Here is a 21,179-nt window from a genome sequence, read left to right on the forward strand (position 1 = left end):
TGAACTAAAACAGCTTCGAATCGTTATCGGCCCGGCGGACGACCCCGTTGAAGAACAGAATCGTCGCGAATCCCATGACGGATTGAAACAACGCGACCGCGGCGGCATTGCTGTAGCTGTTCATATTCGTCGATCGGAGCGAGCGGTACGTGTACGTATCGATGACGTCCGTCGTATGGAAGAGCAGCGAGTTATCGCCGATAATGCCGTAGATCAAACCGAAATCGCCGTAAAAGATACGTCCCAGGCTCAGCAGCGTCAGCACGATGATCGTTGGCCGCAGGAGCGGAAGCGTGATGTAGCGGATTTGCTGCCATCGTTTGGCGCCGTCGATTCGGGCGCTTTCGTAGTATTCCTCGGAGAAGCCGGTCAAGGTGGCCAGGTAGATGATCGAGCCCCATCCGGCGCCCTTCCAGACGAACAGGATCGTCAGCAGGCCAGGCCAAACGGACGGCGTCTGAAACCAGTACACCGGGTCGAAACCGAACTGGGCCAACAGTCGATTGATCATCCCGTCCTGCCCGTTGAAGAAGTTGACGACCATCAGGTTCACGACCACGATGGAGATGAAATGCGGCAGGATGACAAGCGATTGCGTCGCCTTCTTGAAATATGCGCGACGGATTTCGTTCAAGAGCAGCGCAATGATCAACGAACAGATCGTGCCGGCCGCAAGGAACAGAAGATTCAGATAGACCGTATTCATCGTGACGCCCAGCCAGTCAGGCCCCGTGAAAAAAAACGCGAGATTGTCGAGTCCGATCCATTTGCTGCCCCAGAGTCCTTTGCCGGGGACAAACTGCTTAAAGGCCAATAGATGGGCGGACATCGGAACGTAAGAGAAAATAAAGACGTAGACGACAACGGGAAGCGACATGGCGTAAAGCCATTTGTTTTTCCGGAGCTCTCGCCATATTCCCATGGTTGATTCCCGCCTTCCGTTAAGGAAGTACCTGCGTAAGCTCGAGGCCTGCAATTCCTTTTAGGGAACCGAAGGCCGCGGGCTTAATGGATTTCGTTTCGAATAAAAACGGCTACTTCTTCTTGCTAGCCAGATAAGCGTCCAGCTGTTTCTGGAACGCTGCTTGCACCTTCTTCACGTTGTCGTAGGCCGCTTTTTTAAACTTCGCGATCCCTTCGTTCGGCTCCGTCACGCCCATCACGATCGGGTCGTAAAACTCTTTTCCCGCATTGCTCAGCTGCGCCACCTCGTTGGCGACCGGGCTCGGATCGAAGGTAAAGCCCGCCAGTACGTCAGGCGTAAAATAGCCCGGATCCCGCTCCCACTTGTTTAGCGCGATGACATCCTCGGACAAGCTGGCATCGATTCGATCCAGCTTCGGATTCCAGCCCCAAGCGAACGGAATGCCCGCATATGGATTGGCTTGAACCGGTTTATACAGCCCTTCGCCCGCTTCTTCCCAGTTCTTGCCCTTGATTCCGTAGGCCAATAGATCGTAATTGTCCCTCTGATTCAACCAATCGAGAAACTGCACGGCACGCGCTTTGTTCTTGCTAACGACCGGAACCGCGATGAAATTTCCCGCTTTGTAGGTCGAATTCAGCTTCATTTCCGGATTGTACAACGTGAACGCCTCCGCTGCCGCACCCGGAACCGACTTTTCAAGCGAGGTGCGGGTACTGAGATTGACTCCGAAGTCATTGAAGGTGGATACCGCCGCTTTGCCTTTCGTGAACTCCGAGTTGCGCAGCGTAAGCGCGTCTTTGGCCAATATGCCGTCCGTGTACAGCTTGTGGTTCTGCTCGAACGTGTTCATGATGAGCGGGTCCATGTCGTCGAACAGATTATAAATTTTGCCGTCATTCCCTTTCGTATACAGGCCAGGGTAATTGAGCACCGTCGCCAGATTGGCCGATGGATCGAGCATCCCCGCCAGCTTTAAGCCGATATGCTCGGCGCCGTTGGGAATGAACGGCGTCAAACCCGGCTCCTTCTGTTTCACCGCATGCATGAAGTCGATCAGTTCGTCATAGCTGGTGATCGGTTCGACGCCGAGCTTCTCCCGAATATCTTTCCGGATGACGAACGTCCAGGGACGTATGAAGTTCACCTCCAGCGGTACCGCGAACAGCTTGCCGTTCACCTTGTTGGATTCCATCAGCTCCGTCGAGCGTACGGCCTTGATGTCGGGACCGTACTTATCGATCAGTTCGTCCAGCGGTTCGTATAGGCCGGCGGCGATATTTTGCACCGGATTGTTATCCCAGATCAGATCGTAGTCCTCCGCGGAGGAAAGCGCGACCTGACGTTTCTGGAGGACGTCGGCCCACGGGATGAATACGACGTTCAGCGTCACGTTCAGCGAATCGGCCAGTCGATGCTGCATCTCCGTCTTCACTTCGTCCCAGTTCGCCGGCGGATCTCCGGGAAACATGATCTTGAGCGTAACCGGTTTTAACGTTCCGTCGACGGAAGCCGACGGTTCTGTTTTGCCGTTCCCGGCCGGTGGCGCCGACCCTCCCGAACTGCAGGCGGACAATGCGACCGTGAGCACAAGCGATGCTAGCAAGGGACCTCTTCTAACGAATCGCATGGATGAATCCCTCCCGACTATGTTTCGCCCGGCAGCGGATGCGGCACGGCGGATGAGCCCCGTAATCCGCTTGCCGGGCTTGTGTGTTCGATCTTACCCGGCCGCTCGGCATTTCGTATAGTGCGGTTTTCATCAAACGGTATGGATTTTGTCAATGCGGGCGATAGCGATTTTACGGATGCGTACGATCCGCATCGCTTCGTGCTACTTCTTCGCATTTTCCAGTCGGTATTGGCCCGGCGTTATGCCGGTTGCCCGCTTGAATAGCGAGAAAAACGTGCTTTTCGTTTGAAATCCGGACCGTTCCGTAATATCCGCTACCGTCCAATCGGTCGTCGCCAGCAGGTTCATCGCGAATTTAATCCGCTGGTCCGTTATATAATCGGATAGCGAAAGCGGATGATGGGCTTTAAATATTTGCCGGGCGTAGTTGACCGATATGTTCACGTGTTCTGCGACATCCTCTACGGCTAACATCGGATCGTGCAGATGAATGCGTACGTAGGCCATCATTTCGGCGAAGCACTCTTCCTTGCGGCCTGAACCGCTGTGCTGTCGCTGCCGATTCATCATCTGCAGAAGTTCTTGAAGCAGCCAACGCTTCACTTCGCCTATGGTGGAAAACCGGTCAAGGAAAACATGAATGCTCTTCATCCCTTGAAACGTCTTGCCGTTTTTGAAGCTCTTCATGATGGAATAGATGATATGGGTCAGCTGCAGCTTGCATTCTTCGTAGCTGAGACCGTGCATCTGCCGGGTAAGACTTTCCAGGTCGGCTTCCAACGCGGCTGCGTCCCCCAATCGGACGGCATGGATGGCTTGCGTCAGCAATTGTTCATCCGGTTCGCTTCCATCGCCGGGCCGATACCGATCCTGATCGGCCATGGTGAATACCCGGTCCTCGTCGCTTAGGAATGCCAACAGGGTCAGCTCGTAGGTATGCTCGTAGACCGGCTGAAGTTCGGCTCCTGCTTCAAGCACGGAACTAACCGCCGCCTGCAGCTCCAGCTTCAGCCAGCGCCTGATCTGCAAGCGCACGTCTTCCATCGCGTCAAGGATGCGGGCTTCCTCTTCGCCCGAAACGGATGACGAGACAAGGGCTACGATATGATCGGAACCGAAATCGACCGTTTCCGCGGCAAATCCGTGATTGTTCAGTACCTCCGTCATCATGTTCCCGAGTGCATAACGCAGCAGCTTGCGCGACGCGAAATCGTAATAGTCCGCGAACCGTCCGTACGATTCCAGACGGATCACCGCGATGCGGAACATCCCCGTCCGAAGAATCGCGGTCTGCTCGACAATAAACTGCTCGACGGGTCCGGAACCGGATGCTTGCGAACTGTGGATCCATTGCCGGATCAGATCGTCTTTAATCAAGGCTTTGCTGCTCTTCAAGGACAGGTCCAACTGCTCGAGCCTGTCGACCAGCCGATCGAAGCCGAAATCAAGCCAGTCGATCTCGCTGCCGGCGTTCATCGGATCAGCGATCGTTTCCTTGGACCCCAGCTTGGATCGAAGCCGAGCCGTCAAGTCGCTGATCGGCTTCAACCGGCGATACGATTGCCAGTACAGAAACAACAGCAGCGCAAGGACAAGGACGACGGAAGAGGCGATAATATCATACCGGATACGATCGATTTTGGCTTGCCATGACGAGTCGAGCGATAATTGGTAAACCCGCCACCCTTCGACCGGCAGCGAGGCCGTCTGGACCGACCAGGTTCCTTCCCCGGTACGCCACTCCCAGGACGCTGCCGCGGATGCAGGCTTGTCAGCGTTCGCCAGCTCCGAAGCCAAATCCGCATCCGCGTTGCCGAGCATGAACGCCTTGTTCGGGCCTTCGACGATCACTTTGTTCTGATCATCCTCGGAGATTTGCAACATATGCTCATTGAGCAGCGGCTTGCTGAACAGAATCGACACGTATCCGCTGTAATTACGGTTCTGGCCGACGGCCGGTACGATAAGCGCGAGATACGATTCGCCTTGAACGCCGTGATCGAAAAATTGCAGGTATGGCGTGCTACCTTGGTTTTTTATCGCGTGCAGAATGGACGGGTCGTAGAAATCCTGCGGCGTATAGAGGCTCGCTTCGGAGGAGGAGTAAATTTGATCGATATTGAAGTTGAACAGGCAGATGCTTTGGATGAAAGGCTCGCTGCTCACGAATTCCCGCACGCTCATGGCCGCCTTGTACAACGTCATGGGGGAGTAGTCGTCCTGGTTCATGTTCAGCCAAAGCGCGATATTTTCTTCCGAATAAACCCTTAACGCATACTGGCGTAATTTCTGCAGCGTAAATTCCGACGTTTGCACGGCCTGCCGTAATTTATCCTGATTGGCTGCATGGATTTCCTCCATCGCGCTTTGCACGAACAGACGGCTTAAATACATCGTGAACACTATAGTAAGCAGGCACACTGCTAGGGAGGAGTATAAAAATAGACGGGCATACATCTTCCTCGGCCTCATCCGGCTCCACATTCCCCTCCCCCCTTCCCGCGTTCCGTTTGTTAGGAATAAATCTAGTTTCTCGACTTGTCCAGTATAAAATTTTATTCCTATCCTACGGCTGCTAGTACAGACCACGCTGACCGTCATGCGGCCGATGGTTCTCATATGCGGGCATGCGACCGTCACGTTCATTCCGAATTGAAATTCTGAATAAACAATAACGACAAAAAGCCATGCGTCATGATGCACGCACGGCTTTTGCAAGCTCCCCAATCGCTATACAGCCTTTTTTAAAACGGCTTAGTTTCGAGCGGCGCTCCTCATCGATGTCCGTTGTCGGTCATACCTCGCGCGTCCGAGGAAAAGCCCTCCCAAGGCAATGACAACCGATAGCCAGATTCCAGCCTGACTCGTCGCGATAAAGGAAGGAAATAATATATTCAGTGCGACCTTGACAGCAACAAGCAATACAATAGTTCCTACGATATAGACGATCCTCTTACCCGATCCGATTCTTCCCTGTTCTTTCTGGTCGATTGCCCACCCTTGGATAAATCCTGCCACAATGCCAATGACGATTCCCACGAATAATAACAGCCACGCAGTCGTCCCCATGTGCTTCGTCGCAATCGCCCATACGATGCCCGCGATGAGCAGAAAAGCTCCAATGAAAAATAAATGATTCTTTTTTTGCACGAATGCTCAGTCCTTTCTTAATTGAAATGAATAATCTTTCTTCGACAGTTCAATTTCGCAATATTGTGTATACCGTATATGCACAATATATCACCGAAGATACGTTAACGTCAACCGCTCGTTGGAAAATAGAGATCGACTTGCCTCCATGCCAGCGATAACGCAAACCAACGGCGCCAAGTTTTCGACCGCACCTTAAACAGCCGTTGCCTTTATTAGTTATTAACGGCGCAGTAATAGCAAAAAAGCCCGCGGTTTCCGCGGACTTACAAATTGTAGAGAAACCGACCGCTTCTCGAAACGGTTGAATGTTGAGTTTACTGGTTCAACTTTGGGAGGTCGGAGTATGCTTTGCATTCAGCAGGCGGAATAACTGCAAATCTGCACTTATTTCTGCACGCTTACCTGAATGAATCGAAAATAACTGCCAGAAATAAATGTATGTTTACACTTATTTATGCTGGGGGGATCATGAAGAAAAACTTGCCGCTCGCAGGAACGGCATTACGTAGTTGCAGGTTCTGCCGATACGCCTTCAGATCTTTTACCGCTTCGTATGGCGAGAAGGAACGTAGCCAGAGCAAGCACGGCTATAATGACGGACATCAGCCCGATCGCGGTGCTGAAGCCTAGCGCGGTAGAGGCAACTCCCCCGCCGTACGCGCTGGAGCCTTGGAACAAGTAGGCGCCGACTAGAACGGCCGACAGAAACTGAACGCGGGTTTGGGCGGTCGAATGGATCGCGGCGATGCCGATGCCGCCGGATGCGGAGAACCCGTACGCAAGTCCGCCCAGAATGGACGAGCTCATGAAGATCGCGAAAGAATGGGTCTCTGCCGCCGTAAAGAGCAGGATAGCTGCCAGAACGATCATGGCCATGCCGATGCGAATCGACAGGATTGGTCTTAGTCGTCCGGCGATCGTGGCGCTGACCGACGCCAGCAGATACGAGATGGACAGTACCGTGCCAATGACAAGGATGTCCTGCGTACCGATTACGTCGCGAGCGATTTGAGCGCCCAGCGACAACAATAACGCCCCGTTCGCGAAGCCCGTTCCTATGGCTAAAGCCGCCAATACATAAATGCCCCATTGCCCTTTCGGAATTTTGACCCCTTGAAGTCTAAGCTTAAATGCCGCCTTAGGCGCGGACGCGGATCGTGCAGGCAGAAATAAGCAGAGGACGATGCTTGCAAGCACGAGGACGGCCAATACCCAATAGCTGAAATATAGCGGTGCCGGTGCATACTTGATTAATGCCGCTCCGACGATCGTCGCCAGGAACAGGCCGAACGCTTGCGTGATGGTGTTGATGGATCCCGGCAGTTTCTTGTTAGAAGAAGGATTATATTCCACGAGCGCCGCCGCTCCCGAGCCCGCGGTTAATCCAACCCCTAGACCTTGGAATATGCGGCCGACGAACAGCCAGATAACGTTCTGGGCGGTTGCGAATACCACCGCTCCGATAAGCAGGAAGATGAGTCCGGACAGCAGCGCATTCCTGCGGCCGATGTAATCCGAAATGTTGCCTAACAGGAATAGAACCAGAATCAGGACGATGGGATAAATCGAGAAGATGCCTGTCGTTACCGACTTGGACAGATGCCACTGCAGCGCATAGACAGGGAATACGATCGACGGTGCCGTGCTTGACCACAAGCTGACGGTAAGAACCCAGGCAACGATCCAGAACGATGCTTTCGATGAAATAGTTCTCATTGGTTTGGGACCCCTCTCCGTTCGTTATAGGATGACCGAAAATGACTATTGCAATTAAGGAATGATCATTCTTTAATAATTAAAAAAAATCCACGTTCCTTTCGATTCATATTGAAATCCAATAACCGAACAACATTGGCCGATCTAATGGTTATTCCATTTCGGAATGTTCATTCTTAAACTAACGTGCGCCATCGCTGCTTCCTTATAAGAGTATATTCATTTAAGAACGATTAGTCAAGAATGAAGATAACCAAGTCAGACAACGATCGACATGGCTACCTTCGCGGCATCCTCCAGCACGCTGCGGTCCGTTGCGATTTTGGCCATCACATATAGACCGTTACGCGTATTCAATAGGAATCTGGCTGCCTCCAACACCGTATGTTTGGTTTTCAATTCTCCCCGCTGTTGGGCGCGCATCAGAAATTTCTTAAAGTACGTTTCCATATCGAGCGTATGCGCTTCGATACGGAAAGCCACGACGGGATCCAGCTTGCCCATTTCCATTGCAGTATTCGCGATCAAGCACCCGCGGCGCCCGTTCTCGTCGCTCATCGCCACCTCGATTAGCCTTTGAAAATAGCGCCATAATACGTCTTTAGCCGGTCCGTCTTCCTCCAGAATCGCGTAAGCATGCCCCCTGTTCCCTTCACGGAACCGATCCAGGCAGGTTAAGAAGAACTGACTCTTATCCCCGAACGTATCGTATAAGCTGCCTCGATGCACGCCGGTATGCTCGACCAGATCTTGAATCGATGTCCGTTCATACCCTTTCTCCCAGAACAATTCCATTGCCTTCTGCAGTACGGCATCTTGGTCAAATTCACGCGGTCTCGCCATGTTCATTCCTCCCTTATGCTATATCATAGCTGTTTAAGAACGGTCAGTAAAGAATTATCGTGTTGAATCCTTTTCTGTCGAGGTTACCCAAGACACCGGATTGACATCCATCTTCGTAACTTCATTCATAACGGGATTGGCAATATCCACCATGTCTTCGGGAGGATGAAGGAAACGGAGCTCTATGGCGGCCCGCTTCCGTTCATCCGGTCGGCATGTCCCTCAATTCCGTGCTTCATAACAGCGAATCGATAACGTTTGTCTTAAAGGGGTGACGCTATTAATCGTCAACCGGAGCACATCCGGATTCGGCTTTTCATTGCGCATCACGACCTCCCGATGCTTCTTCTCTCCCGGTCCGATCGCGATGCAATCCCCTCCGTGCTCGTAGACGGCATACCCTTGTACGAGCTGCTGTAACCCCGGAAAGTCCGTCGACCGTACCCCATCGCCGTCGATCTTGCCTTTCGGATCGAATTGGAACACATGCTGGAAGTAGATACCGGGCAAGTTATCGGACATAAGCATGATAGTCAAACCGTCGTCCAGCAGTTCGAACTCCACCGCGGCCTGTAGCTTCGAGACATGGGTCTTCGTCCGCTCCTGATTAGGCATATCGACAAAAGATCCGTTCAAGCCTTGCACCTTCTCTTGCGGCAGATAATCGAAATAACAGCCTTCCAGCTCGATTTCCATGCGGTAGCGATAATCCCCGACCTGTTTGATCGAGGGAAAGGTCACGTTCGCAATCCCGAACCAGCCGAGCCCGAGCTTATAACCCACCATCCGGGAATGGCCGTATTGAATATAGAGCAGTTCAGGCTGCCCCGACATGACCGTCACGCTGAGCTTTCCGCGACGATGCCGCACGAGCGGTGCGCCATAGGGATGTTTTCTAATCCGATTTCCGTAGGGAACGTCGACAGGAACGCTCACTCGGTTTCCTTCGCCGAGCAATACCGTATAGTTCTCGGACATGCGTTTAATCTTACCTTCCGGCAACGCCATCTTCTTGGGGTATAACATCCAATACATCAACGCATTGGACCCGACCTGCGCGGTCTCTTGCGCTAGCGCGGCCATGGCGAGAAGCACGGGATTGCCGTCCTTCGTCGCCATCAGATGCAGGGATGTATAATACCAGTCATTCATCGTAGCGAGCTGACCCAGATCCTGCCGCCCGGAATACTCGGTCACAATATGGTGATCCGGATGGAACATGTATTGCATCATGAGTAAATTACGTCGAACGGCTTCGTACGAAGGCGCATGCTCGAACACTTCGGCGACGTCAATCAAGTGAATGGCAAGCGCAGAATTATACACCGCGTTACTGCGTTCCGTCCATTCACCGTAATCCGTGATGTCGAGACCCTCTTCGAGGAACTGGAAGGCACGGCGTTTGAAGGCTTCGTCGCCGAAAATTTCATACATGTTGGCCAAGGCGCCGCACATCACCCAGCGATGATTCGGCGTATGGATGCCACCGGTCAGCAAACAAGGCTTCGCCCGTTCCAGAAACAACATAATCCCCTCGATCGCAACTGACAGCTCAGGGAAACCGCTTCGCTCCAATACGTGAAGCGCGATCGCTGTGCCGTGCACTTGAAAAGCCGTGTCGGGCGGCGAGTCGATGTTGCAATTCACCAACGAGATGCATCCGCTGTCCAATTGATCCTTCAGAAGGCATTCCACGCCCTGTTCGATCCAAGGAAGCAGCGCCGCATCTCTGTAATAATTGGATTCGGAATGGCAGTAGAGAGGCGACAATAGATTGATTAACCCTCTTGTGACCAGAGCTTCCTTCTCCAATTCATCATCGGCCCGTTCGATTTTGCTCAAGTGCTGCTCCCAATGGTCTTCCACCATGCGGAGGATCCGCAAAACCTCGCTCATCTTCTTCATCTCCTATCCATTGGCGTACTTTCAGTCCGATCCATGATGATCGATTCGGTTCCTGAGTTCATTAAACCAAGGATTGAAAACGTATTCCATGCGAAAAAATAAACAATATATTAGAAATTTTGTCATTCCAAATTCGACGAGGAAGTGCCGCAAGTCCTTGTCTCCTTGTATCCCTGACCGTCGGCCCCCGACACATAGCCGCTTGAAAAAAATAATCATGAACCGAACCTTTTTTCGATCGAGAGACAATATAGGGTGTACGCTGCTTAGGAGGGCCCTCTGAATGCAAAATGAAGATATGTACCACCTACTCAAAAAAATGAAAGATGGTGATCAACAGGCGTTTCATGCGATGTACGATGCCACCTATCAAGACATCTACCGGACTGTCTCCTTTCTGGTGGATCACCCGCAGGATCGGGAAGATGTCATGAATGAGATCTATATGCAAATGTGGACCTCGCTTGCTAACTACGATACGAACCGTCCTTTCCACTTCTGGCTGCACGGCTTGGTCATTCGTCAAGCGCAGCGATTTCGGGTCAAGAGCTGGAGGAGATTCCGAATTTTCGAACGTATCTGTGCCTTCGCTCGGGAAGAGTCTCATTGGGATCAACCTGCTGCAATCATGGATGAGACGAACCAAATGGTTTCGCAGTCCATACGCAAGCTAACCGACAAACAGCGGACGGTGATTATCTTTCGCTTTTTCCACGACTACACGCTTGAGGAAATCGCGACTTTGCTCGATATTCCGCTGGGTACGGTCAAGTCCAGGTATCACGCTGGTCTCCAGGCGCTTCGAAAAATTCATGGCATCTCCGCTCCGGAAAGGATGGAAAAAATCAATGACTATTGAACGAAAAATTCGCGAACAACTGCGCAAAGAAGCAGAAACGATGGAATGTCCCCCGGCCATTTCCAAACGCATCGAACATTCCTATGCTCAATATACGCAATCCAAAAGGAGCGAAAAAAACATGAAAAAACGATTAATCGGCGGAATAGTTGCCGCTGCGCTTTTGATTCCAACCGCCGCATTTGCGGCCCCTACCCTGCTTGATATGCTTACTAGAACACCGATGACTGCTGAACAGGTCAAAGCGGATCAGGTTGGCCATGCAACGCTTCAGAAGATTTACAGCGCATTTCCCGAAACGAAATCGTTTGAGATTATCGATGCCAGCAGCGTTCAAGGCGTTCAAACGAGCATCATCCTGCAGGAAAAAGGAGGCTCCGGCAAAAAGCTCACCCTACATACAAACAGCGTTACGGGTGAAATTGAACACGTGATTCAAGAAAATTGGGAGCCTAAGGCGAAGCCGCTCATTGGTTTAAGCGATCAGGAAATCAAGGCCAAGGCAGATGATCTCATTGATAATTTGTATGGCCCAGTCGACGAGTACGAGTTTGCCATGGAGCAGATGGAGAATCCGGATCAAAAAACGCTGCTGTTGAATTACGCCAAAAAGGGATCACAAACGCCGTTCTACCAGGTATTCGTTCAGGGCAATACGATCAGTCTTGATCGGATCGGGGGAGAGCCTTCACCTTCCGACGACAAAGTAGAAGGTTTATTCTCGCGGGACGGTAAGCCGGATTATTTTGCCGATGCCTATTTGAATGACGCCAACCTGCTTTCTTTGCTTGAAGTGAGCCCTACCGAATTAAAAGCAGAATTAGCCCAAGGTAAATCTGTCGCGGAGATTGCAGCATCCAAAAATATCTCCAAACAACAAGTGATCGATGTCATTGCTAAAACACAAGCTGAATTACAAAGCGGACATAATGATGCTCCTAAAAACAATCTATCGACCGAGCAACTGTCAAAAGCGGTTGAACCCAAAGTACTGCAAGTTATCGAACACAAGACGGAAACGCCATTGAAGAAATAACAAGTCAAGGCGAGGCGCATGAGGTTGGTTGCTGCACTCGAAAAGGACAAGGAAACAACGAAACGGTTTTATTAGACCAATGTCGAGCATTAATTTGAACAGCCTGCCGGAACACGCCGGCAGGCTGTTTAATTAAGGGCGTCCCCCGTAATAACGGAACACCTTGTTGGTGCGACTATTTCTCCAACTCATAGCGGGTCGCGATAACGCCCGACTCGAGCGTGCGGCTGGACAGCAGCTTGAGCCTGATTTTCTCGGCACCGTCGAATACCGATTTTCCGCTGCCCAGGACGACCGGACAAATCGTCAGCAGGAATTCGTCGATCAGGCCGAGCTCAAGCAGCGTCTTCGCAGCCCCCGGGCTCCCGAAGATCACGAGATCTTTGCCAGGCTGCTCTTTGAGCGCCTTGATTTCCTCCGCGATTTTCTCCTTGATCAGCATCGTATTGTTCCACTCCGCCTTGTCCATCGTGCCGGAAATGACGATCTTCTTCACGTCCTGCACCCATTGCGCATGCTCCATATCGTGCTTCGACGCATTCGGATCATCCAGTATTGTGGGCCAGTAGCTCTCCATCAACTGATACGTCGCGCGTCCGTATACGGGAGAGCCGACTTCGGCCACGACCTGGTCGGCGTAGTTCTGTAATTCCTCGTTGTACGGAATCCAACCCAGTCCTCCGTTCGAATCTGACGCATACCCGTCCAGCGACACATGCATGAACAATACGAGTTTTCTCATGTCCGTTATTCCTCCGGTTTCGAATTTATCTTGTCCGTTTTTTTGGCGTTGTCCTGTGTGTTTTGTTGCCCTGCTGATGTATTCACTATAATTCATTACGTTACGTAAGGGTCAAGGGGGAAAGCCGATTTTTTTTCAAGCGAGTCCGCGACGCCCGACTGGTTCTTCACTTCGAAATGAAATCGGGACGCTCTGGCGATTGCTCTCTCAGTAGGTTTAGTAGAAATTGTCATTCACGATGCGCTAATAATCCGAGCACGCGATGAGTAATCTAACTTTTATTGCACGCCTGTTTGGTGCTCTTCTTACACAAGACCTTGGGGCGGCGCCGTCAGGACCGCCTCTCTTTATTTGCCGGCACTGCCCTATTCATTCACCGAGGAGATGGATTATGAACGAAGGTATCAATAACAAGGTCGTGCTGATTACGGGTGGCGGCACCGGTATCGGAGCGGAGGCTGCGCGCCTTCTCGCATCCAAAGGGGCGATCGTAGCCGTGTCCGCGCGCCGAAAGGACAAACTCGACGAAGTGGTTGCTCAGATCACGGAGGCTGGCGGCAAGGGAAAAGCTTACCCGCTCGATGTAACCGACAAGGTTCAATTCAAAGCTGTCGTCGATACGGTCATTGCCGATTTCGGCAAACTGGACGTGCTCGTCAATAACGCCGGCCTTATGCCGATCAGACCCATGGCCGAGGTAAACACCGACGAGTGGGACGCGATGATCGACATCAACATCAAAGGGGTATTGTATGGCATAGCCTCTGCCTTGCCGGGCTTCCTTGCACAGGAAAGCGGGCACTTCATCAACATCAGCTCGGTTGCCGGAATTAAGGTCTTCTCGCCGGGCGGCACCGTGTATTCGGGCACGAAATTCGCGGTGCGCGCGATTTCCGAAGGGCTGCGTCATGAAGTAGGCAGCAAGGTGCGCGTGACGTCCATCGAACCCGGAGCCGTGGAAAGCGACTTGAAGTTCAACACTACGGGCACGGCGCAGTCCACCGTGTTGGAATTCTACAAATCCGCCATTCCCGCGGACTCGGTGGCGCGGGCTATCGCTTTTGCCATCGAGCAGCCGGTGCAGGTCGATATCAACGAAATCGTGCTGCGACCGACCTCGCAGGAGTTCTGATCGCGCCAAGCACGCGGAACAATAAGTCCAGGAAGCCGAGACGACCTTATCTAGGTCTTACATTGGCTTCCTTTTCTTGCGTAATGAAACGACCTTATGGATTGGAAATAAAGTCGATTAACTGTTTGTTTACGGATACATCCCGCGATATCGCCGAGATTTGGCGAGTCAGCCCAAAATCCGAAATGCGAATCGTTTTTATCGCGTCGTTCATCTGGTAGAAGAAAATGGCGGGAAGAATGGATATGCCCAAATTTGCGTGGATGAAACCAAGAATGCTTTGTCCCAGCTCGATTTCTAACGCAACATTCAGCTTTTCTCCCCTTGCGATAAACTCCTCTTCAACCAAACTCCGCGCATCGCAGCCTTCGGACAGCATAACAAAAGTTTCGTTCCTTATTTCATCGAACGTTACTTCCGTCTTGTTTCCGAAAACATGGTGATAGACGTTAACAAACAGGAAGAATTCTTCCGTAAACGCAGGAATCGTGTAGTAAGCGTGATTCACGCTTCTGTCATCGAAGAACACCGCATCCAGCGTGCCGTTCTCCAGATTCGTCAATAACTCGGAATAACAATAAAAAACGCGAATTTTTATCGCTATTTTTTTGGTTTTGGCCTGCTGATTCTCTGCTATGAGTCTGGGGAGATAGATGGTTGCAACGCTGGGCCAAGAACCTATCGTCAGATCGATATTTCCATCATCTTGAAGAAGCGCGATCTCCCGTCGCATCGCATTTAATTCGATTTCTATATTTTTGCTGCTCTTAAGCAAAATTTGCCCAGCCGGCGTTAGCGTGACTCCGACGGATGAACGCATCAATAATTGCGCGCCCAATTCGGTTTCCAAATTGCGAATTTGTTTGCTTAACGCAGGTTGACTGATATGCAGGGTTTCGCTGGCTTTCGTTAAACTCTTTAGCTCCGCCGTTTGCCGAAAGGCATCCAGCCATTCCGTCCTCATGCTTTCCCCTCCTGTCGTTCGAATGAATTGAAAAAAATGACCGGTTAGAACCGGTCATTTTTTTGGATAAGCGTATGCAAATGGTTATACGGCTAAGTCCACATAAAAAGGCGGAGCAACGCCAAGCATGCGGGCATAAACATAGAGCTGGCCTTTGTGATGTGCCTCGTGTCCGACTAGACGATGAAGAACTTCGACGATCGGTTCCGTGACTTTAAACGATTCGATGGTGGCATGCTTTTGCAAATCCGCTTCCGTATACGAAGCAAGCTTTTTTTCGTGTTCATCGGTCAGCTGGATAAGAAGCTCGCGGGCTTCGGATACCGTGGACGGAACAGGCGGAATAATCATATCTCGAGCCTCGATTGCGGAAAAGAAGAAGTCGGGCGTCCAGGCAAGGTGGTGCACCAGTTCGTTCGTTGTAAATGCACCCTCCCAAGGACGGTATTCTCCGCTTGTTTCAGGTAATATCGCAGCTAGCTCAAGCAACGCGTTACGATGCATTTTCCAGCGTTTCAGCACTTGTTGCACGGTAGTCAATTCAGCAAGTTCAGTAGTCATTGATTTTGGCCTCCTAAGTTTGTTCGAATCGCATATAATGGAAAATCATAAGTTTCATGATTAATTGAATTGTCGGATGACTGCTTCGGCCGCGCTTTCCGCCGATTGCGGATTCTGACCCGTTATAAGATTCCCGTCCACTTGAACATTATTCGCCCAGTTAGGAGCCGATACGACATTCGCTCCTATTTCGCGAAGCCGCGTTTCCAATAGGAAAGGCATGAATTTGTCTAAGGTTGTTTCTCTTTCTTCCTGGTCGGTAAAGGCGGCTACTTTCTTCCCGGCTACCAAATAACTGCCGTCGGACAGTTTCACATCAACGAGTGCTGCGGGTCCGTGACAGACGGCCGCGACTACTTTCCCGGCTTCGTACAGGGTACGGATCATGGATTGAAGCCATTCGTTGCCGGGCAAATCAAACATGGTTCCGTGCCCGCCAGGAATAAAAATGGCGTCATACGCGCTGATATCGGTCACCGCGTCGAGTTTCACGGTATGCTCTAAATACGGCGCGGTGTCGAGCATTTTCTGAGGCGCGCCATTCAAGCTCCTATGATCTACCGGCACTTGTCCTCCCAAAATACTTGCGATCGTAAGATCGTATCCCTGCTTCGTAAAGGCGGTGAAAGGTTCGCCGAATTCGGATAACCATATTCCCGTTTGCTCATTTTCAGTTATTTTATCAGCGCTCGTATTCACCATCAGAATGCGTTTCGTCATTCCCTTACCTCCAGAAAGTGGATTTCAAATCTTAAAACCCATGCCGTAAACGCCTGGAATCTGAGTATCCTGACCAAGCTTTGTCGCAGCTTCCAACGCCCAATAGGGATTGCGCAGCATGCCCCTGCCCACGGCAACCAGATCGGCGTCCTCATTGCCGACGACAGCATCGGCGAGCTTAGGTTCGTCCAATCTTCCGACTGCAATGACGGGGACGTGCAAAGCTTCCTTGATAGCCCGTGCCATCGGTACCTGATAGGCTACGTGCGTACCCGGCTTTCCATGCGCAAGAATCGGCCCTTCACCGCCTGAACTGACGTGGAACATGTCCACGCCGGCCGCCTGATACGTTTTTGAGAAAGCGATGCTTTCTTCGATGTCATAGCCGCCATCGACGTACTCTTTCGCCGTAATCCGCAAGATCAGCGGCATTTCCTCAGGCATAACTCCTTTTACGGCATGAATGACTTCCTTGCCAAACAACGTCAGGTCTTTCCCGTATTCATCCGTACGTTTGTTCGTATAGGAGGATTGGAACTGATGAATCAAATAACCGTGAGCTGCGTGAATCTCGATCGTGTCGACGCCTGCTTTAATCGCGCGTTCAGCGGCTTTACGGAATTTTTCCACGATGGACTTGATCTCTTCCGTCGACAACGCTTTTGGCGTTTTTGATCGTTCATCGAAAGGTATCGCGGAAGGCGCAACCGGCGCGTTGGCATGCTCGGCTTTTCGGCCGGCATGGGCGATTTGAATGCCTACTTTGGCGCCGTATTGATGACAAGCGTCTACGATTCGTTTTAGCGGAGCGATTTGATCGTCCGACCATAGTCCCAGATCAAAGTCCGTAATGCGGCCATCCGGTTCTATGTCCGTCATCTCGATAATAATCAGCCCCGCCCCGCCGATTGCGCGAGCGACATAGTGCATGTAATGCCACTCCGTTGCGATACCGTCTCTGTTCGTGACCGCATATTGACACATAGGCGGCATAACGACACGGTTTTTTAGATCCAAGGCTTTTATTTTAAACGAATCAAACAAATGCATGCTCTGCTATCTCCTTTGCGATTGCTGGAATGTCGTTTTGTGCATGTCCATACAGTAACATCACGAAGCCGCGGTTTGAATTCGCTTTTTATTAGGAGGGGGATAACCATTCGTTATGATGGTGAGGCTGCGAGCGATTTGCCTCGAATCAGACTAACGAGCAGGAAAACAATCGGTAACCCGACGATGAAAATAGGGAAAATGTAGGTAATCCAGACGAGATTCGCATAATCCAGCATCCCGAAGACGTTTGCGGGGATCAAAGAAATCGCGAAAATGACGGGAGCGGTCAACGCGATCATTCGCCGCCAGTTCTTGACGCCGAACAGTTGAGCCGTCCCATAGCTGTTGATGAACATATAAATGGCCAATTTCACGAATACGCTAAAGATCCAGATGAACATGATCCAAACATCCATGTTTTGAATGAACTCCAAGTAATTAATGAATCGCACCATCGTAAAATACGGAAAAAACAGCGACGATCCGATATTGTTCCCAAAGGTCGAAATCACCATAACGGTCACCGCGACCGCGAGCACGGATGGAACGCAAATGGCCAATAGCACAGGCTTGAGCAGCTTTTGCGGCTTCGCGATGAAAGGCGTCAGCATCATGATCATCATGGATTCCCCGAGAAAGGACGCATTGACGAGCGATCCCTTCAATATGGCGATGGCGCCGGAGTCCGCATATACGGGCAGAAGGAGCGAAGGTTGCAAATTGGGAATGTTCAATCCGAACGTAATGAGGATGCCTAGCAACAGCAACGGCCCCGCCATTTCGCTGAAGCGGGCAATGGCTTCGACGCTTCCCGCGTAGTTGATATACACCATTGCCGCGACCATCAGGGCGGCGATGATCCAGATCGGCGTATCATGGAACAGATATTGCTTTATAAATAATGAAAATATGCGCAATATATCAGACGAAACCGAAAACCATACCGCGATATACAACGCCCCGATCAGTTTTCCGATCCACTTTCCAAACAGCTTCTGGGTAAATTCAACCAGCGTTTGCGACGAATGCCGCTGACTGACGATGACTAAAATCAGCGTGACGGCAAGTCCGATGACGCCTGCCACCGCAATGGAAAGCCAGGCGTCCTGTCTGGCGATTTCGATCGTCGGCGATATGGTCAGCCATATGCTCATCGATATCTCCAACGTCGTGAACATCCAAAACAATTGCCAAACCGATATTTTCATCTTGAGTCCCCTATTCCCGGAATGCGCTTGCCGATATCGCCTGTATTTTGGATTCTTAATTTAACCGTGACCGCTACTTCCACGGTCGGGAATAGTTGATCCCATTTGCTTCGCAATTCCTTCCATTTGTATGGATGCTCTCGGTGAAACTCTTCTCCGATTCCGAATGCGTCTTGTCCGTATTTCTGTTGAAGCTTCTTGATCGTGGCTTCGACTTGCTTGGCTTTCATCGCATTCAGTTTGCGTTCCAACGTGACGCGCTCGGACGAAGAGGAAATATCGGCATTCGTGTTGTTCTCAAGCACTCTCCCGCTTCCCTCCAGCTTCACGTAGGCTTTAAGATGATTTCCGACGATTTCGGTCCGGATGGATTTCTTCAAGCTGGATTCATACAAGGATACGGTGCCTTCTTCCGTTTCTTCCGTAATGAATAGATTTTGCAGCACGCCTTTGACCCAGAACAATTCCAAGGACTCTCTGCCGCTCACTTCGCCGACCATCTGCAAATGTTTATTAAAGATCGCGGCGGACCTCACGTCGAACACCTGATGCTTCTCTTGCTTGTTCCTTGGTGAAATTTCAACCATCGGCATCGAAGGTCGAACGCCGTCCCGTCCGACGTCGAGCAAGAGATCCCGCAATGCCGTATCCCCCAGGCGACAAAACCGATCTTGATCGACGGCCACGATCGACGAGAATTGATTGAACGGGCTGTTGACGTCCAATACGTCCTTTCCTTCCCCGTTGTTCACGACAAAGATATCCGTGCGCATCCGCGTATCCGAATTTCGCGTGAATTGATCCATGATATCGGCTATTCCCTTGCGTGCCAGCTTCTCGCCGATGAAGATCGATCTGCGATGTCCGAGAAACACCTTGCGCGGCAGCTTGTCCTGAACTTTCTGCGTCAAATTAATGATCGACGAACCGGTTACGGATACGACGATGTTCGCCCTTTGCTGGCCGCCTCCCCCTCCTCCGTTCATGCCCTTGAAGCCGGCGGGAACCGCGATTTGAGCGCTCTTCTGCAACTGTCCGTCCTCGGTCAAGTCTAACGCGTCTCCGATCCAGAACGCATAATCGTTGATTTCATTTCTGTCCCAGCATCCGGAGAGCATTAGCGCCTGCAGCGTAAGCAGGACAACACAACCGATTTTCTTCATTGTTTTCGCAGAGCCGATATGTATCGTTTATTCATGCGTATTAGCGAATCCTTCCAGAAATTCACCCCGATGGGAGCAACCGGTTTTAAATACGGCATCCCGAAAGACTTGAGCGTCACCAAATGAATCATGATGAACATGATTCCGATCGCAACGCCGTACAAACCGAGAACGCCGCCCATTATCAGAAGCGGAAACCGCAATATTCGAAACGGCAATGCCAGGCTATAGCTGGGAAAGGCGAACGACGCAATCCCGGTGCCGGCTACGATCATCACGATGGGAGCCGAGATGAACCCGGCTTGGACGGCGGCTTCCCCGATGACCAGCGCGCCGACGATGCTCACGGCCGATCCGATCGCTTTCGGCAGCCGCAGGCCGGCTTCCCGCAATCCTTCGAACATCAGCTCCATCAGCAGCGTTTCGATGACGGTCGGGAACGGAATGCCTTCTCTGGATGCCGAAATGCTCAGCATCAGCGCAAGCGGGATCATCTGAGGATGGAAAGTCGTGAGCGCGACATAGATGGAAGGAAGCAGACAGGACATCACGGCCAGCAGAAGCCGCAATATTCGGACGGACGAGACGTAGATGAAGCGTTCGTAATGGTCTTCCGCCGCTTGGAATCCAGACCAGAACGTCATGGGCAGCAATAGGGCATTCGGGGACCCGTCGACGATAATGGCCACTCTTCCGGCCAATAAACTTGCGGACACGGTGTCCGGACGCTCCGTATTTTGAATTTGCGGAAACAGGGATAAGGATTTGTCCTCGATAAATTCCTCGATATAGCCCGAATCCAGCAGTTGGTTCGTCTGAAAGGCTTGAAGTCTTCGCTTTACTTCTTCCAGCAATTCTGGTTTGGCTTTATCTTCTATGTACGCGACGACGAACGTCGTATTCGTCAGCTCGCCGGCTTGATGATTTTCGAATTTAAGCTTCGGGCTGCTAATGATTCTTCGAATCATGCTTAGATTCGTTTTGAGATCTTCGGTGAATCCTTCCCGCGGACCGCGGATGGATGCCTCGTTCGAAGGTTCGTTGATTGCTCGTTGTTTGAAATCCGCAAGCTCCGCCAAATAAGCGAACGGCTTGCCGTCCATGAAGACGGCCGTACTTCCCTTCAGGACCTTTGCCACGATTTCCGAGAAGCGGCTCGCGATCTTATACTGCGTCAGCCGGTCGAAATCGCCGCCTATCATGCAGGCCGATATAATCTGCTCCAATTTATTCGAATCCGTTAATTCCTCAATATAAACGAGAAGAAGGCTCGAGCGATCCGATAGTTTCAACGGTCTGTACACGACATCGGCACAATTACGAAAAATGTCCTGCATCGCGTTTTGATTGACCGTTAAGCTCTCGCTCACATCCACTGGATTGCTCGATACCATGCCGCTCCCGCCTTTTCCCTGAAATTCATCGCCTATTATTTGCGGAGGCGGGCTTTATTATTCGATTGAACAGGGTGAGAGATACTTTTGTGGAAGGTTATTCCTTGTCCGATGGCTATTTGCATCCTAGAAACTTGGCATCAAAATAGGCGCGGACGAAAGCGAGCGGGAT

At 51.3% G+C, this 21,179-nt stretch carries 18 protein-coding genes; 3 read left to right on the top strand and 15 right to left on the bottom strand.

Translation table 11 applies throughout. The annotated features are described in order from the left end of the window. Positions 1-4: 4 nt before the first annotated feature. The 7 genes from AC0YNU_RS05645 to AC0YNU_RS05675 all read right to left on the bottom strand — a co-directional run bounded on the left by AC0YNU_RS05645 (position 5) and on the right by AC0YNU_RS05675 (position 10,166). The gene (locus AC0YNU_RS05645; protein ID WP_475754100.1) at positions 5-922 is read right to left on the bottom strand and encodes an ABC transporter permease; all 918 of its coding nucleotides are present in this window, start codon (positions 920-922) and stop codon (positions 5-7) included. 112 nt (positions 923-1,034) lie between these two features. Continuing rightward, a complete protein-coding gene (locus tag AC0YNU_RS05650) occupies positions 1,035-2,555 on the bottom strand; it encodes a DUF3502 domain-containing protein (protein WP_475754102.1) in 1,521 nt (506 codons plus the stop codon). Positions 2,556-2,759: 204 nt separating this feature from the next. Beyond that, positions 2,760-4,952 carry a helix-turn-helix domain-containing protein gene (locus AC0YNU_RS05655; RefSeq protein WP_475754104.1) on the bottom strand — a complete coding sequence of 731 codons (2,193 nt, stop codon included), beginning with the start codon at positions 4,950-4,952 and terminating at the stop codon, positions 2,760-2,762. Between the two features lie 360 nt (positions 4,953-5,312). Beyond that, entirely contained in the window at positions 5,313-5,708 is a 396-nt protein-coding gene (locus tag AC0YNU_RS05660) for a DUF1129 domain-containing protein (RefSeq protein WP_475754106.1), read from the bottom strand. Positions 5,709-6,212: 504 nt separating this feature from the next. Then, positions 6,213-7,427 carry an MFS transporter gene (locus AC0YNU_RS05665; protein WP_475754108.1) on the bottom strand — a complete coding sequence of 405 codons (1,215 nt, stop codon included), beginning with the start codon at positions 7,425-7,427 and terminating at the stop codon, positions 6,213-6,215. Positions 7,428-7,685: 258 nt separating this feature from the next. Further along, positions 7,686-8,270: a TetR/AcrR family transcriptional regulator gene (locus AC0YNU_RS05670; protein WP_475754110.1), complete on the bottom strand. Its 585-nt coding sequence runs from the start codon at positions 8,268-8,270 to the stop codon at positions 7,686-7,688. A 222-nt stretch (positions 8,271-8,492) separates the two neighbouring features. Next, positions 8,493-10,166 (bottom strand): prenyltransferase/squalene oxidase repeat-containing protein, encoded by a 1,674-nt coding sequence (locus tag AC0YNU_RS05675; protein WP_475754112.1) that lies wholly within the window; start codon positions 10,164-10,166, stop codon positions 8,493-8,495. Between the two features lie 292 nt (positions 10,167-10,458). Between AC0YNU_RS05675 and AC0YNU_RS05680 the strand changes: the two genes are divergently transcribed. Further along, on the top strand, positions 10,459-11,034 hold the full coding sequence (locus AC0YNU_RS05680; protein WP_475754114.1) for a sigma-70 family RNA polymerase sigma factor: 576 nt from the start codon (positions 10,459-10,461) through the stop codon (positions 11,032-11,034). After that, entirely contained in the window at positions 11,024-12,070 is a 1,047-nt protein-coding gene (locus AC0YNU_RS05685; RefSeq protein ID WP_475754116.1) for a hypothetical protein, read from the top strand. The genes AC0YNU_RS05680 and AC0YNU_RS05685 overlap by 11 nt, the downstream gene beginning before the upstream one ends. 175 nt (positions 12,071-12,245) lie before the next feature. Here AC0YNU_RS05685 and AC0YNU_RS05690 read toward each other — a convergent pair whose 3' ends face one another. Beyond that, positions 12,246-12,812: a dihydrofolate reductase family protein gene (locus AC0YNU_RS05690; protein WP_475754119.1), complete on the bottom strand. Its 567-nt coding sequence runs from the start codon at positions 12,810-12,812 to the stop codon at positions 12,246-12,248. A gap of 391 nt (positions 12,813-13,203) precedes the next feature. On the opposite strand from AC0YNU_RS05690, the gene AC0YNU_RS05695 reads away from it, so the two are divergent. After that, positions 13,204-13,944: an SDR family oxidoreductase gene (locus AC0YNU_RS05695; RefSeq protein WP_475754122.1), complete on the top strand. Its 741-nt coding sequence runs from the start codon at positions 13,204-13,206 to the stop codon at positions 13,942-13,944. A gap of 94 nt (positions 13,945-14,038) precedes the next feature. On the opposite strand, the gene AC0YNU_RS05700 is transcribed toward AC0YNU_RS05695, so the two are convergent. The 7 genes from AC0YNU_RS05700 to AC0YNU_RS05730 form a co-directional block, all read right to left on the bottom strand. Further along, positions 14,039-14,908, bottom strand: a complete 870-nt coding sequence (locus AC0YNU_RS05700) for a LysR family transcriptional regulator (RefSeq protein WP_475754124.1) — start codon at positions 14,906-14,908, stop codon at positions 14,039-14,041. An 84-nt stretch (positions 14,909-14,992) separates the two neighbouring features. Next, positions 14,993-15,469, bottom strand: coding sequence for a DinB family protein (locus AC0YNU_RS05705; protein ID WP_475754126.1), 477 nt, complete (start codon positions 15,467-15,469; stop codon positions 14,993-14,995). A gap of 60 nt (positions 15,470-15,529) precedes the next feature. Next, positions 15,530-16,189 (bottom strand): type 1 glutamine amidotransferase domain-containing protein, encoded by a 660-nt coding sequence (locus tag AC0YNU_RS05710; protein ID WP_475754128.1) that lies wholly within the window; start codon positions 16,187-16,189, stop codon positions 15,530-15,532. A 24-nt stretch (positions 16,190-16,213) separates the two neighbouring features. Next, a complete protein-coding gene (locus tag AC0YNU_RS05715; protein ID WP_475754130.1) occupies positions 16,214-17,239 on the bottom strand; it encodes an NADH:flavin oxidoreductase/NADH oxidase in 1,026 nt (341 codons plus the stop codon). A gap of 113 nt (positions 17,240-17,352) precedes the next feature. Beyond that, positions 17,353-18,450 carry a GerAB/ArcD/ProY family transporter gene (locus AC0YNU_RS05720; protein ID WP_475754132.1) on the bottom strand — a complete coding sequence of 366 codons (1,098 nt, stop codon included), beginning with the start codon at positions 18,448-18,450 and terminating at the stop codon, positions 17,353-17,355. After that, positions 18,447-19,613 carry a Ger(x)C family spore germination protein gene (locus tag AC0YNU_RS05725; RefSeq protein ID WP_475754134.1) on the bottom strand — a complete coding sequence of 389 codons (1,167 nt, stop codon included), beginning with the start codon at positions 19,611-19,613 and terminating at the stop codon, positions 18,447-18,449. The genes AC0YNU_RS05720 and AC0YNU_RS05725 overlap by 4 nt, the downstream gene beginning before the upstream one ends. After that, positions 19,610-21,007, bottom strand: coding sequence for a spore germination protein (locus AC0YNU_RS05730; protein ID WP_475754137.1), 1,398 nt, complete (start codon positions 21,005-21,007; stop codon positions 19,610-19,612). Before AC0YNU_RS05730 ends, AC0YNU_RS05725 begins: the two co-directional genes overlap by 4 nt. Between the last annotated feature and the right edge of the window lie 172 nt (positions 21,008-21,179).

Source organism: Paenibacillus sp. J31P316 (genome assembly GCF_056269105.1).